The sequence below is a fragment of the Pseudemcibacter sp. genome (assembly GCF_965661635.1).
Taxonomy (GTDB): Bacteria; Pseudomonadota; Alphaproteobacteria; order Sphingomonadales; family Emcibacteraceae; genus Pseudemcibacter.
In genome coordinates, this window is record NZ_CBFIEP010000115.1 from 1 (window position 1) to 15,177 (window position 15,177).

A 15,177-nucleotide genomic window follows, 5' to 3' on the forward strand; every position below is an offset into this window, starting at 1 on the left:
ATAAGTATGAAGATCGACAAGTTAATTACGGATTATCAATTTTTTGCCAAATATTTTTAATCCAGGGCACGGCGTGACCAATAGATTCAGGAAGTAAGTTTTCCTGATGATGTGTAATGACAAAAAGTTCATGGAAGGTGACGTCTTTGCCTTCTGATTTCAGCTTTTTTACATATTCAATGGTCGGCGCGATATCAATTAAACCATCCACATGTGAATGCATGATATAAAGCGGGATTTTCCAATCTGTATCTAATAATTTACCGTCTTCTCTAAATGTATTCATGTCCGCAGACATTCCCGCAATCGGGAAAGCACCAGCAAAACGATCTTGAAATTTGGAGGCCCAATCCCATGTACCAAATGCACCCATACTATATCCGGTCACTATGGTTTTACGTTCATCAATATTATATGTCGCATTTACACTATCCCAAAGACGCAATAATGCTGCTTCATTTTCGGGGCTTTGCCAATTTCCACTTACAGAATCAGCTGCCAAAAATATCGCGCCTAACGGCTTAAATGCCTGTTGATAAATTTTATTAAAAAAGCCTTCGGTCCAATAGGGCTCTGGCCTATTATCACCGCCCATTCCCCCGAACCCATAATGAAGCCCCAATATCATTGGCACGGCTTTGCTGCCATCATAACCTTCCGGGATATCTATAACATAACGCTGCAATGTTCCGTCGGGATGAGTGATTTCCACTTTATGAAAACCTGGTCCCATTTCTATAATGTCCAGTTCTTGTGCTGTGGCAACACTATTCAGAATACTGAAAAGGCTAATGATGAATAAAAGATTTTTTTTCACAGAGATGCTCCCTTAATTTTTTATGAGAATGACATATCAGCTTGAAAACTGCAAGCTAGGGCTTGCTTTCATTTTAAAGCTAATTATGCTTGCTTAATTAAGGAGAAGTAATGTTACCTTTTGATTTATTAACCGCATTCTTTATTACATCAATATTGCTAGGGATAACGCCGGGACCAGATAATATTTTTGTCTTAACACAATCCGCCGTGTCAGGAACACGTGCAGGGATCGCAGTTACTTTTGGTCTTTTAATGGGCATTTTTTGTCATACGGTCGCCGTTGCATTTGGTATTGCTGTTATTTTCCAAACATCCCCTCTTGCCTTTACGATCCTTAAAATATTTGGCGTCGGATATCTGCTGTATTTAGCATGGGGTGCGTTTAAAGCAGGTAATGCTAAAATCAAAGGAAAGGATTTAAGTAATCTAAGCTCCTTTAAACTCTTTAGACGTGGTATTCTGATGAACATTAGTAATCCAAAAATTGCTATTTTCTTCCTAGCTTTTCTTCCACAATTTGCTGACCCTGAACTAGGCTCAGTTCCTATGCAAATACTTTTGCTTGGCTCTATTTTTAATTTTGCCACATTACTCGTTTTTATTAGTATTTGTTTTTTAGCTGGCAGTATTGGCGACTATTTAAAATCATCCAACCGGGCACAAATTATTTTAAACCGAATAGCCGGCACCGTTTTTGTCGGTCTTGCCCTTAAGCTCGCACTTACCGATAACAATTCGTAACTTTAGAGAAGAAATCGGTATAAGTTTAACCTAAGTCAAATAAATTTCCCGCCCCATCTCTATATTGCACTTATCTGACATTTTATTACTCAGGAAAGGAAAATTATTATGTCTAATGATCTAAAATTAAAGAATGTAGTGGTGGCAATCGACCCCTTAGAAAGCAATCAATATTCATTAAAACGCGCCCTAAAAATGAATGATGTCCTTGATGGTGGCATTAATATTCATCTGTTTATCTCGCTTGAAATGGATAAGCTTCATAAAATGCATGATACCTTTGAATTCTCATGTGATGGCGAATGGTTTAACGAACTTGTCAAACCGATGGTTGACGCTGGAATTGATTATACTTCCGAAGTCATTTGGACAGATGCATGGCATCGTTCAATCGCTGAAACATGTAAAAAATATGATGCCGACCTTGTTATTATTTCCGATTATGCAACAGAAGATGGCCGTACGGATCTAACACCATCAAAATGGTCTTTATTACGTGCATCAGTTTGTCCAGTTTTGATCGTTCACCCACAATCAACTTTAACCCGTAATACAATTCTTTCTGCCGTTAACATGCAAACTGATAATCCACGTTATGTTGAACTAAACGAAAAAATTCTTAACTATAGTGAACTACTTGCCACAAAATATGGTGCAGAAAAGCATGTTGTAAATGGATATGAAGATGGTATGGAATATCCGGACCGTGCAAAATTATTACGTGACACAAATACAAAACAAGAAAATCTTCACATTAAACAAGGTGGCCCACGCGCCATCATTTCAGAAGTGGCGACTGAAATTGAGGCCGACATCGTTGTTATCGGTACACTTGCACGAAGCGGAATTATGGCCGCCATGCGCGGAAATAAAAGTGAACGTATTATCCGCGAATTAAAATGTGATGTTATGGTTCTTAACTAATCACGACCACATTTAATAACCTTTGAAAGGGACCTTTTACAGGTCCCTTTTTTCGTGCTAGCATCCTATAAAAAGGGAAATAATTCATTTGAAAATAGCGCAGATATTAAAATTTTTAATACCGTCTTCAATCGGTGTTTTACTTTTCTTGTTTCCGGTTACATATGAAGGAAACACGACCATCTTTTTGGCGGTGATTACTAGTATTATTCGCGCACCATTTGAAGGTTTTATTTTAGAGATTATCGTCAGTGTGGTTATATTATCCGCAATCGCCAGTGGTATTTATCAAATTTTTAAGCCAGATTGGGAACAACGATTTAAATCGCTCTCTATCTTTTGCAAAACAAGCTTTCCTTGGTTTTTAATAAGATTACTCGGCGCGAGCTTTGCGGTTATGGTTTATTTCCAAGTAGGGCCAGAATTCATATGGGGTCAAGAAACGGGTTTTACGGTTTTTACAGAAATTGGAGCAACCATATTTTTTATTGTTACTGTCGCCTGTTTCTTAATGCCGTTCTTAACAGAATTCGGCTTTATGGAATTTATTGGAACGATTGTCAGTCGCCCTTTCGGTCTATTATTTAAATTACCGGGACGGTCCGCCATTGATGCCTTGGCCTCCTTTTTAACTTCATCAAACGTTGGTCTCTTAATTACAATTGGTCAGTATGAAAAGGGATATTATACGGCACGGCAAGCCGCCGCAGTTGCAACCAATTTTTCGGTTGTTTCGGTTTCTTTTAGCTTTCTCATTGCAACCGTTTCCGGTATCGAGCATTTATTCATAAATTGGTATCTTTCCATATTCATTGCTTGCATGATCTGCACCTTTATACTCGTTCGAATACCCCCAATAAGCCAACTAAAAGACAATTACAATGGCAGTAAAAATCACAGTGAAACTGAATCCCATCAAGGGCCGATGTTTAAAACGGCCATTTATTGCGCCGTAGCAAGGGCAGAGAAAGCGCCGCCTCCTGTTATGATCCTCAAAAACAGCTGGTACAGTGCCATAAGTGTTATTTTTGGTGTGTTGGCCCCCTCAATGGCCATCGGAACATTAACGATCATTCTGCTTAATCATACACCCATTTTTAATATTCTCAGCACCCCCATATATTTCATTTTAGAATTAATAAATTTCCCCGAAGCCAGCAAAGCAGCCCCCGGCCTGATCATTGGGTTTCTTGATCAATTTATGCCGGCAATCGTTGCCTCAAATATTGAAAATGAGCTCGTTAAATTTGTATTGGCAGGATTAGGGGTAACACAGTTGATTTATATGTCTGAAGTCGGGTTGATTATTTTGCGGTCCTCAATTCCATTAAATTTTATACAGCTCTTTGTCATTTTCTTGTTAAGATCAATTATTTCATTTCCGGTGCTCTTAATTGCTGGCATGATTATTATTTGAGGACGAAAATATGGACCTAAAAGATATTATTGATTTTTCTTCCCATCCCATTAATGACGTTTCTTATCAAAAGACGTGTAAAAAACTTCTTGATGAAAAAGGTGCACTTGTCCTGCAGAATTTTTTAACCCCTATGACAATTGAACGTATAAAAAAGGAAGGCGAAGACAATCAATATCTCGCATATTATTGCGCAGATGACCATAACGTGTACTTGACCGATAAGGATCCGTCATATCCCGAAGATCATCCAAGAAATAAACTGATAAGTTCATCAAAAGGATGTATTCAGGATGATCAAATTCCTTTGCATTCACCACTACGCACAATTTATGATGCAAAAATTTTCAGAGATTTTTTATGCAACGTGCTGGGCGAAAAGGGGCTTTACGATTATGCTGATAGTCTGTCATCAATAAATCTTCATTATGCTGAAGAAGGAAAAGAACTTGGTTGGCATTTCGACAATTCATCTTTCGCGACGACAATTTTAATCCAAAAACCTGAAGGTGGTGGCATCTTTGAATATGTAGAAAATATGCGTGATGCAGATAACGGCGAAATGAATTTTGAAGGTGTTGAAAAAGTATTGAACGGAAAGACACCCGTTAAAACATTAAGCATGCCAGAAGGTACTTTAGTATTATTCAGAGGGCGTAATGCCATCCACCGCGTGACCCCCACCATTGGAGAAATGACAAGAATGCTTGTCGTTTTCGCCTATAATTCTGAACCTGGCATTGCCATATCACCAGAAGCCAGCATGACCTTTTATGGTAGAGTAGGGTAAACCCTACTCTTCACCAGGGTGATAGCTGCGAACTGCGTTTGCTTTTACATCATCTAAATAAAGCCAAGCTGGTTTATATTGTTTCTGGGCGAGCATAGCGGCCTGATCCATATTATTTGGCGAACTTGGGTCTGCACTTGCGCCAAATACATGGATCGATTTCGAACGCGTACGTTCATTGTCATCCGTTGGAAATGCGACAATAGCCGTATAGCTGTTCCCGCCTGTTTTATACCGTTTCTTAAGCCCATCGCGGCGCCCGTTAAAGGTAATCTGACTGCCACCTGACCATCCAGGAACTCCAGGTGTCGCAATACTTTCAGCATCATCATCAAAAATTGGATTACCTGCATCATCCAGCGGTGGGCGCTGCGCTCTATTCATCTCACCCCATGCCACTTGCCATGATCCGTAATCTTCAACCAAGCGATCTACGGCACGCTCAAGAAAATCAATAACTTCCTCATCACTAAATTCGGCGCCTCGCTCTTTCGAACGATACATTCCTTCAAACCAATCCACATAAATTGTCGGTTCAACGCTTTCCAATGTTGCAACACCATCCCATGCATTTAGCAATTCAATCACAGGGGCTAATTTCGCGGCACGCTCAGAATTGGACGAAGAGGTAGAGGCATATGCATCATTAATAATTGGTTTTGAAACATTCCATTCGACCATGGTCGTATCCAAACTCTCAAATTCCCATGTGGCAAAATCAAATTTTTCATGTTTATTAAGAATTCGTCTCGCGTTTCTGCTTCTGGCGTTATCACCCTCACGCACCATATAAGTCGGGTAATTTTCTTCTTTGGCATCACTTTCAGACATACTAACACCGAACGGAGTGGTATTGGTATTTTGTATCATATAAGACACAGGGTTTTTAACTTGTGGTAAATCAGTAAGTGAATGATACCCTTTCCAGTCCGTGTCAGGATTGCTTCCATCAACGGCCGTATTCCAATCAAAGCCTTCATTACGAATGGGTACAGATCCATTATAAATATACCAAATGTTACCTCCACGGTCCGCATAAATTATATTGCCGAAATTCATACGTTGTGGTTCGATCGCTTTGGTGAATTCTTCAACATTACTGGAGCGTTGCATATTATACCATTGATCAAGCCATCCCGGTTGATCAAAAGTTGCAAACATCCCTGATAAATATTTTCCTTCTCTCATTGCAACCACCGCACCATGATGGGTTTTGCGGAATTTAACTTTACGGGGGCCCGCATCTTTTACGATGATTACCCCTTCCCATTCAACGGCTTCGCGTGTTGCATCACCATAGGTATAGTTAAGTGGATTTTCAGGGTCATCAAAATGCTCAATCCAGCTGTCCTCTTGGTTACTATAATTATCTGTGCTCATCCATCCAAGGTTTTCACCAAATCCAATATACGGCAAAGGATATCCAAAACGAGCATAACCGGTAAAATTCCAACCTTCGTCAGAAAGCATATGTGCTTCATACGTTTGACCGATACCAAATGCGGGTAAATGAGGGTTAATAAAAAGGAAGGACCCTGTCGCATCAATTTTTGATCCGTTCGCTGCCCAAGCATTAGAACCAAATTCCTTGCGGTCTTCGGGATCAATCTCAGGATAATCAACTTGCGCCATTTGAAGTGCCGTGCCGTTAATCGCTTCAAAAGCAGCTGTGCGTTCCTCAGTTGTAAAACGCAATCGGCTTAAAAACCCGCCTAAATAATACCAGCGCCGGATAAGGGCTAATGAATACCATGGCTCAATATGATTAAGTAATCTTGTTTCAAGTTCCGGATGGGTTTCCATATAATAATTAATACCTGCTGCATAACCATCAAGAAGCGCTTTAATTTCAGGTGCCGCATTATCATAATCACGTTTCGAAAGTTCGTTATTCTCAAAACTATGAACTACCCAGTCCGCTAATACTGCATCTTCGCCTAGAATTTCAGAGAGCCTACCTGTACCCATAATAAACCCTAATTCTAACTGTCCGAAATTATCTTCGGCTTGCGCATATCCCATTCCAAATGCGGCATCACCATCCGTTTTTCCGTGTATATGGGGCACGCCCCATTCATCACGATAAATGGTAACATTCTGTGATTGATGTGAAATTTCCATATTCTCAGCAGGCGCGTCTGATGTCTGTTCAGAACCACATGACATTAGAAATACAGAAATAATTAATACAAATACGAACTTTAAACGGGTAGGCATAGTCAGTCCCCTAGTATTGAAATAAATATTGAAAAAAGAAGTTTACCTTTTTTACTCTTTATTTTAAACCGAAAAGAAATCAACTATTTGTTATTTTAATGCTTTTTTCTTTGCAATTTTTTTAACTAAATTTTGTGGAACGCCCGGGTGGCTCCATGGACAAACAGCAAGACATATACCGCATCCCGTATTTTCATTAAAATAAGGAAGACATTTATCAAAATCCACATACCATTTTTCGACCCCACGTACCATTTTCTTATCTGATTGTATTGCTTCTGGCGGACAAGCTTTTTCACATGCTTTACAATTCAAACAAAAATCATCAACGCCAAAAACATCCAGACTATCATAATTGAGCGGCATGTCGGTTACCAATGCACCAAGCCGCATCACAGATCCATTTTCACGATTAATCAGTGAACCATGTTTTCCAAGTTCGCCAAGTCCACTTTCAATGGCTGGGGGAATAAGCAAAATCGGTACATTATTTGATCCGCCATAGCTAATCGCATTCCACCCTTGTTCATGAATATAATTGGCGATAGCATGGCTAACCAAATGGGCTTCACCATATTTTTTTATGACTTCAATGGCGGAGGGAACTTCAGGGGCCGTTTTTAGATTTTCAAAATCCATTGCAACGCCAATGGTTATGACCGTTTCATAGGGCACTTCAAAAGTATCGATAACCCACTCAGGTCGCATCTTGGTAATACCGATCGCAACGGCGCCGCTTTTAACACCAACCTCTTTTATCAATTTCGTCCATTCGGTTGAAGTTTTTTCGACTTTCTCATCCGAAATGGGTTCAACTATTGTTTCTCGGATACGGTCTGTTTCCATTTGTGTTTTATAAAGATCTTCATCACGCGGTGCGTGATCCACAAAAAACTGCATCAATGGACCAAAGGGGGTCAAGTCTGGCGTTTGCCAGTATATGGGGGAAGGGCGGCGCACTTTTGTCTCGCCAAGACCATTAAGATCATTTCCTGAAACATCTGGCCATAATGCCATCTGTTCTTCACTGGGTATAAACTTTTCTTTTTTCCGCAAACTGTCGCTCCTAGAGAGCTAAGCTTACTTTTAATTTTATTTTTTTTCAAGTTGTATGAAGGGCATGTCATCCATGCCCTTCAACAATTGCAACACTTAAAAATTAACTCTAAAACCAACATTGAATAAGTGTGCGACATTTTCAACTTCTAAAGAACCCGGTAGAAGGGTTAGATCGAGGTTAACCTTATCACGGGCAAAATATCTATAATCAACAAATACACCCATATCTTCTGTGATATTATAAGTTGCGCCAACAATACCTTGGTAGGCAAACCCACCATTACCAGCATCCGCAATAGCAACAGCAGATGGTGAAAACTCAATATTCGTATCTGCATAACCAACACCGACACCAATGTAAGGTGAGAACTGCTCACCAGCCATAAAGTCATAATAACCGTTGACCATAAATGCTAGTGTTCCATTTGACCCTTGGCCATCAGCAACAATAGTAGATACATTAGCGCCAAGGTTAGCAGAACCCGTAATTAAAACGCCAGCGTCTTCCGTGCCAATAGCGCCACCACCAACAGCAACATTGCTATGGGATGAGATGGAATTTCTGATGTAACGTACTTCAGCTTCACCACGAAAACCATTTCCATATGAATAACCAGCAGCAACACCGAAGTTATAACCATTTTTAAACATGGTATCCCAAGATAGTGATGTACCAGATGCTAATACTGTACCACCTGGAATAGTTGTACCTGTTCCAGTTGTGAAGGCAGAATTAAGTGCGCCCTCATTTGATTAGGATTGTAATGAAGAAAGACCCCCTGAAACTGATGCATATCCTCTCCCTTCTTGAGCAGATGCTGCGCTAGAAATAAGTAAGGCCCCCGAATAATGATAGTGTAATTGTTTTTGTAAATTTCATGATCTTCTCCTTTAATGATCACGCTCTTTACGCCGCAACATTAAAAATGGATCACTTAAATATATTAAATTATTATTTTCTTACTCTATCTATTGCTGCCTTCATCACCGGATCCCAAAATGTATACCCATGTTGATTTAAATGCATTCCGTCCTCTAAGAATATCTCAGATTTAAGCTTACCATTTTCATCCATCATAGGAGATGTAATATCCACATAATGTAGGTTTGATTTGCTCTCGCTATATTCAATTAATTGCTGATTGGTGATCATTTTATTTTTTCTAACGTCCGCTCCAAGTATATCATCTATCAATGTCGGTTTCATCGACATTAAGAGAATAGGAATATCATAAAAAATCCTGCTCAACACGGTTGATTAACTCTTTAAAAGCGTTGACGGAAAATTCAGGCGATTTGCCGTTTTCAACATCAATATCACAATAAATAACCATCATTGACGGATTATGTTTTTTGATAACATCGTCATAATAATGAATAACTTCAGGAAGACTAGCGCCACCAAAACCACGGTTGGTAATAGGATATCCGGGAAATGAATTCGCCGTTTCCCAAAACACAATACTTGAACTACCTACAAATAAAATTGGATTTTTTGGTAGCTGATTACGCGCATCAAAACGGCGATAATTTTCAATTTTTTTTCGAAACGATCTATTTTAATTTCACGGTTACGAATAAATTTTTCTTGAGCTTTATGATAAAGCGACATTGTATCTTTATATTTGTCCGGATGGTCATTGTAATCAACTTTATTGGCCATCCAGTATCCAAATGAATATTTATAAAATTCTGCTGTTTTATCGCTATCCGCATCTGCCTCTAAGGCTTCTTCTACATATTGGTGATATTCTTCAAGCGTTTCTGGTACCTGTGCGCTAGCTGAACATATGAAGCTAAAGCATAATAAAAAGAAACCTTTTTTATACATTTGATAATCCTATGAAGTTGTAAATAATTAGGATGTTACATCTTGTAATATGACCTGTCCATCATCAACATCACCTGCCGTATATTTTAAGGATTTCCTAAGTTCAACTTCAAATTCTCTGCTCTCAATAGTCGAAACAACATACCAGTTTGTTATGGTTTCTTCTGCTGAAATTGAAAGCGTCATATACCCTCGTCCCTTAATATTTGCGAGTGCCATATGATCTAGATGATCATAATAAGCTTGTTCTACTTCTTTGACTTTTGGTAACCGATCACCGCGGCCTGGCGAAGTGATACCTTGTACGGCAAATTCTGCGCCATAATGTTGTCCACCCATTTTATCCGTTAACGACATCGCCCACGCGCAATGCGTATCACCTGTCAACACAATCGGATTACCATCATATTTTTCAAACATATCATAAACACGACGCCTTGCCGGCTGATAGCCGTCCCAAGCATCAGGATTATAAAACCCGCCGTATTCTCTTGCGACTTTCATACTGAGCTGCTCACCTTCAGGAAAACTTTTCATTTCTTCCTTAGTAAAAACATTATCAAGTGGTGGTTCAGGGCGATAACTCATAATAATTTGCTGCCCTAATATCTGCCATGGCACTTTTCTATTGGCCGAAGATTTCAACGTTTGGTCAAGCCATTTTTCTTGTTCTTCGCCCAGTAACGATCTTTCTTCGGTTTCAAGTCTTTTATGAAATCCTGCATAATCCGGGTTTCCCCGTTCATCCATTTCAACATCAAGACCATATTCAAGTGGACGTTCACGACCAACGACACGTGTATCAAGCATCGCTAATGTTGCCATATCACCAAATTCAAATGATCTGACTGTCGGCAAATTACTATCCGTTACTCGGACTGGCATCCATTCCATATAAGCTTTGGTCGCATTTCGTCTACGAGGCGCCCATTTCCCTTCACTCGCGTCATGATTTTCCGCGCCCGTCGCATAAGCATTATTGGCAAATTCATGATCATCCCATGTACAGATAAACGGATATTTTCTATGTACTTCTTGTAAATCTTCATCTGAACGGTAAAGCGCATAACGACGGCGATAATCAGATAATGATTTAATTTCGTGCGGCGGGTCAACAAGACGCCCCAATTCTTCGGCTTTGGGAGATTGATACCTACCAACCTGATACTCATAAATATAATCCCCTAAATGAATAACAGCATCATAAGGGCCACTTTCCGCAATCGCACGGTATCCATTAAAATACCCCCATGGATAATTTGAACAAGAGGCGACCGCAAATTTAAGCGGTTCTTTGCCGCTATCTTTTAAAGTCTTGGTTTCACCTGTAACAGATGTACTATTTCCGACACTGAAACGGTAATAATAACGTTTACCGCGCTCCAACCCTGCGACATCTTCTTTAACCGTATAATCCCGGTCATGGTTTGTAATGAATGATCCTTCATTGACAATATGTGTAAAATTCTCATCCGCTGAAATTTGCCAATTGACCGCAATATCACCTTTATAATTATCCTCATTCGGTGTTACCCGGGTCCAGATGATCACTTTCTTCTGTAAAGGGTCACCGCTTGCAACACCATGTTTGAATTGAATAGGAATAGTATTTTGTGCACTCGCCATATTCGTTGACGTGCCGGTGACGACAACCGCAGCACCAGCAGGAATGACTTTTAGTATTTTTCTTCGGTTAATTTTTAGCTTTTCATTCTTCATCGTGTCTCTCCATGATTACACATAGCATAAGGTATTTTTCTTATATTTCATAATTAAGTCTTTAGGATGAATTTTTGACTTTACTTTTTAATAATCATTATTAATATTAAATTCGATTCTAAGAATGATTATTAATATTAATGAGTGCAAAATAATGACTTTTCGCGATTTACTCTATTGGCCACATCTTGTTTGTGGCGTAACGGCTGGTATTCTAATTTTTATCATGTCTGTTACCGGCGTACTTCTAACCTATGAGCGTCAAATGATATCTTGGGCAGAAGGCGATTATGATCGCAGCGCCCCAACTGATAAAAAAGCGCTCAGTGTCGATGAAATTCTTATTAAAAATCAACCTTCCTTTGGTGAAAAACCTCTAAGATCTGTGAAAATCGAAAATAACCCAGAAGCACCATTGGTGGTTCGTGGCGATGATTATTATTACATAAACCGTTACACAGGTGAAATACTTGGTAACGGACCAAAAGGGGTTAAAGGCTTCTTTAGCGATATGCGTAGCCTACACAGATGGCTTCTCATGGAGGGTGAAAGTCGCGGAACTGCCCGTATGTTTACAGGCGCGGCAAACTTAATGTTTCTATTTATTGTTCTTTCAGGAATGTATCTATGGATTCCAAAAGTTATTAACAAAGAAAATATTAAGAAAGTCATATTCTTTAGAAAAACAAAGTCCTCAAGAGCGCGTGACGTCAATTGGCATAATGTTATGGGCATTTGGTCCGCTATCCCACTTGCAGTCATTATCGCTACGGCTACGGTCTTTTATTATTCTTGGGCCAATAATCTAGTTTATACCTTGGCTGGCGAAGAACCGCCCGTAAGAGGGCGCGGCGCATCAGATGCTAATGCCCCAACATTCGATCAATTTGTTCCTTTTGAAAGCATGTTTGATAAAGCGGAAACCATGCGCGAAAACTGGACCACTATCACGATGACTTATTCAAAGCCCACTGATGAAAATATCCGTTTTTCTGTTGATACAGGTAATGGTGGTGAACCACATAAAAAAGCCGACCTTTATTTAAGCCGGGCAGATGGTACAACAGCCAAATGGGAACCCTATCAGGATTATTCCGCAGGCAAACAAGCACGCTTTTATATTCGCTTCCTTCATACGGGTGAAGCAATGGGTATAATAGGGCAAACTATCGCGGGAATTGTATCTCTATTTGCTGCTTTTCTGGTTTGGACAGGATTAGCGCTCGCTTACCGGAAATATTTAAAACCTGTTTTCAAGAAAAAACGAACCCGGGTAACAACATAAAATAGTCCAACTTTCCATTTAGATAATTTCGAATTATTTACACATGCGCTTTCAATATGTATGATCCAATTCATGCGGATCATACATATTTTTTATTCTTACTGTTATTATCAAATGAAGTTCTGTTTGCTTATGATGCAACCAAAATAAAAGAAAAACTTACCCCAGGAAAAGGAGAATATTTCAGTTCCACAGTAATCGAAATAATAGATGGGGACACAGTTCTTCTCGCAAATAATATGGAAGTCCGTCTAGTTGGGCTTCAAGCGCCAAAAATAGCGTTAGGCCGTAAAGACTTTAAAGAATGGCCTTTAGGCTATGAAGCGAAAGATGTATTAAGTAAATTAATAATCGGAAAAGAAGTTACTCTATTTTATGGCGGTCGAGAATTGGATCGTTATGGACGGACATTGGCCCATTTATTTACGAATGACAACATTTGGGTTCAAGGTGAAATGCTAAAAAACGGAATGGCAAGGGTATATAGTTTCGCCGATAACAGAAGTATCGTAGAAGAAATGCTTGAAGAAGAATATCAAGCACGCCTTCAAAACAGAGGCATTTGGGGGCTTGAATTTTATAAAATTAAGCCGCAAGAAGAGAGCGGAAAATATACTAACAGCTTTCAAGTTATATCGGGTAGAATACGTGACGTTGCCGAAGTACGAAATAATACCTATCTTAACTTTGGAGATGATTACCGTAATGATTTCACAATCGTTATACCAAATCGGGTCAAAAAAATGTTTCAAGAAAGGGACATAAATTTGACCAATTTTAAAGACAAAAATATATTTGTACGAGGCTGGCTCAAATATTATAATGGGCCGTCAATCGATTTATCACACCCTGAACAACTGGTTATTCAGTGAAGGAGCACTTAAATGTTACTTGAAAAACAAATAAAGAAATTACTTATCGTAGTCCTTCCGGTGATGCTTGCAGCATGTACGACAGTAAACCCAGCAACAGGAAAACGTGATTTCACACCTTTTATGTCTCCTCAAAAAGAGCTCTCAATCGGTAGAGATGCCCATCCTGGCATCCTTAAAGATAACGGAGGCACATTCAATGATCCTCGTCTGACAAAATATGTCGATGATATGGGGCAACGCTTAGTCGCAAATTCAGAATTAAGTGATTACCCTTTTACTTTCACCGTTTTGGATACCCCACTTGTTAATGCTTTCGCCTTACCAGGGGGATATGTCTATGTAACGCGTGGTATAATGGCACTTGTTAATGATGAAGCTGAGCTTGCATCGGTTATTGGTCACGAAATAGGCCATGTTACGGCACGACATTCGGCAAAAAGATACAACAATCAAATGTTTGCCGGTCTAGGTACAGTTCTTGTAGGAGCCGCGACAGGAAATAATGCACTTACCAATAGTTTAAGTCAGGGAGCACAAGCCTATTTAATGAGCTATTCACGTGATCAAGAACATCAATCCGACGAACTTGGAATTAGATACGCCAGCCGATCCGGATTTGACCCTTATGCGGCATCAGATATGCTCAACGGTTTAGATAATCAACATAATTTACAGCTTATTCTCGCAAACCGCGCTGATGAACCACCACGTTCCGACTTTAATTCAACCCATCCTAATACTCAGGACAGGGTGAGAAGAGCTTACCAAAAAGCCGTTGATACCGGCATTGCGCAAAATGTGAGGCCGCGTAACCAAGACGTATATTTCAATATTATTGATGGTATGATTTATGGTGACGACCCCAAACAAGGCGTCATCCAAGGGCGTGACTTTTTACATCCAACTATGAAGTTAAAGTTTACTGTACCTGAAAATTATTCTTTGCAAAACTCATCAGAAGCCGTAATGGCAAGAGGAACCGGGCCTGCAGAGGGAGCGGCAATTATTTTCTCTGGCGCCAGCATGCAAGATAATACTATTAGCGATTATGCCAATGCCATTTGGAAAGCCTATAAAATTGAAAATGAAATGCAGGGTAATCAAAATATTAATATCAATGGGATGGATGCCTATACGGCTTACACAACCATGGACATGAACAATCAGAGTTATGTCGTTCGCTTAATTGCCATTCATCATTCAGGCGATAATGGCTATCATTTCTTGATGCTTACGCCACAAAGTAAATATCAAGGTCTTTCTGATAGTCTGCAGCGCGCAAGCTATAGTTTTGATAAAATTACGGATCAAGAAGCAGCGGCCATAAAAGGTAGGAAAATTAAAATTGTTCGTGCCCGCTCTGGTGACACTATAGACCGCCTTTCAAGTCAGATGGCCTTTGATGATTATAAAAAAGAGCGTTTTCTTGCTCTAAATAATTTAACCGAAAATCAGAGCATTAAAACAGGGCAACTATTAAAGTTGATCGTTTGGCAATAG

Annotated in this window: 15 protein-coding genes; 7 read left to right on the forward strand and 8 right to left on the reverse strand. The window is 39.6% G+C overall.

The genetic code is table 11. The features are described from left to right. Positions 1–25 precede the first annotated feature (25 nt). Positions 26–817, reverse strand: coding sequence for a hypothetical protein (locus ACTF6W_RS07580; RefSeq protein ID WP_438993936.1), 792 nt, complete (start codon positions 815–817; stop codon positions 26–28). A gap of 110 nt (positions 818–927) precedes the next feature. Between ACTF6W_RS07580 and ACTF6W_RS07585 the strand changes: the two genes are divergently transcribed. The 4 genes from ACTF6W_RS07585 (at position 928) to ACTF6W_RS07600 (ending at position 4,691) form a co-directional block, all read left to right on the forward strand. Continuing rightward, a complete protein-coding gene (locus ACTF6W_RS07585; protein WP_438993937.1) occupies positions 928–1,560 on the forward strand; it encodes a LysE family translocator in 633 nt (210 codons plus the stop codon). A gap of 108 nt (positions 1,561–1,668) precedes the next feature. Next, entirely contained in the window at positions 1,669–2,484 is an 816-nt protein-coding gene (locus tag ACTF6W_RS07590) for a universal stress protein (RefSeq protein WP_438993938.1), read from the forward strand. 88 nt (positions 2,485–2,572) lie between these two features. Further along, complete coding sequence (locus ACTF6W_RS07595; RefSeq protein WP_438993939.1) at positions 2,573–3,901, forward strand: YjiH family protein; 1,329 nt, start codon at positions 2,573–2,575, stop codon at positions 3,899–3,901. 10 nt (positions 3,902–3,911) lie between these two features. Then, positions 3,912–4,691, forward strand: coding sequence for a HalD/BesD family halogenase (locus tag ACTF6W_RS07600; protein ID WP_438993940.1), 780 nt, complete (start codon positions 3,912–3,914; stop codon positions 4,689–4,691). Positions 4,692–4,694: 3 nt separating this feature from the next. Here the strand turns inward: ACTF6W_RS07600 and ACTF6W_RS07605 are convergent, their stop codons facing one another. The 7 genes from ACTF6W_RS07605 to ACTF6W_RS07635 all read right to left on the reverse strand — a co-directional run bounded on the left by ACTF6W_RS07605 (position 4,695) and on the right by ACTF6W_RS07635 (position 11,517). Next, the gene (locus ACTF6W_RS07605) at positions 4,695–6,908 is read right to left on the reverse strand and encodes a penicillin acylase family protein (RefSeq protein WP_438993941.1); all 2,214 of its coding nucleotides are present in this window, start codon (positions 6,906–6,908) and stop codon (positions 4,695–4,697) included. A gap of 90 nt (positions 6,909–6,998) precedes the next feature. Further along, positions 6,999–7,964 (reverse strand): 4Fe-4S dicluster domain-containing protein, encoded by a 966-nt coding sequence (locus tag ACTF6W_RS07610; protein ID WP_438993942.1) that lies wholly within the window; start codon positions 7,962–7,964, stop codon positions 6,999–7,001. A gap of 96 nt (positions 7,965–8,060) precedes the next feature. Further along, positions 8,061–8,618, reverse strand: a complete 558-nt coding sequence (locus ACTF6W_RS07615) for an outer membrane protein (RefSeq protein ID WP_438993943.1) — start codon at positions 8,616–8,618, stop codon at positions 8,061–8,063. A gap of 301 nt (positions 8,619–8,919) precedes the next feature. Continuing rightward, on the reverse strand, positions 8,920–9,180 hold the full coding sequence (locus ACTF6W_RS07620; RefSeq protein ID WP_438993944.1) for a hypothetical protein: 261 nt from the start codon (positions 9,178–9,180) through the stop codon (positions 8,920–8,922). Positions 9,181–9,196: 16 nt separating this feature from the next. Further along, on the reverse strand, positions 9,197–9,427 hold the full coding sequence (locus tag ACTF6W_RS07625; RefSeq protein WP_438993945.1) for a hypothetical protein: 231 nt from the start codon (positions 9,425–9,427) through the stop codon (positions 9,197–9,199). A gap of 14 nt (positions 9,428–9,441) precedes the next feature. Next, positions 9,442–9,798, reverse strand: coding sequence for a hypothetical protein (locus ACTF6W_RS07630; protein WP_438993946.1), 357 nt, complete (start codon positions 9,796–9,798; stop codon positions 9,442–9,444). Between the two features lie 27 nt (positions 9,799–9,825). After that, positions 9,826–11,517, reverse strand: a complete 1,692-nt coding sequence (locus ACTF6W_RS07635; protein ID WP_438993947.1) for an alkaline phosphatase D family protein — start codon at positions 11,515–11,517, stop codon at positions 9,826–9,828. Between the two features lie 154 nt (positions 11,518–11,671). Between ACTF6W_RS07635 and ACTF6W_RS07640 the strand changes: the two genes are divergently transcribed. From ACTF6W_RS07640 to ACTF6W_RS07650, 3 genes are read left to right on the forward strand one after another with little or no spacing between them, the layout of a single operon-like run. Next, a complete protein-coding gene (locus tag ACTF6W_RS07640) occupies positions 11,672–12,802 on the forward strand; it encodes a PepSY-associated TM helix domain-containing protein (protein WP_438993948.1) in 1,131 nt (376 codons plus the stop codon). 56 nt (positions 12,803–12,858) lie between these two features. Beyond that, on the forward strand, positions 12,859–13,674 hold the full coding sequence (locus ACTF6W_RS07645) for a thermonuclease family protein (protein WP_438993949.1): 816 nt from the start codon (positions 12,859–12,861) through the stop codon (positions 13,672–13,674). 12 nt (positions 13,675–13,686) lie between these two features. Continuing rightward, positions 13,687–15,177: a M48 family metalloprotease gene (locus tag ACTF6W_RS07650; RefSeq protein WP_438993950.1), complete on the forward strand. Its 1,491-nt coding sequence runs from the start codon at positions 13,687–13,689 to the stop codon at positions 15,175–15,177.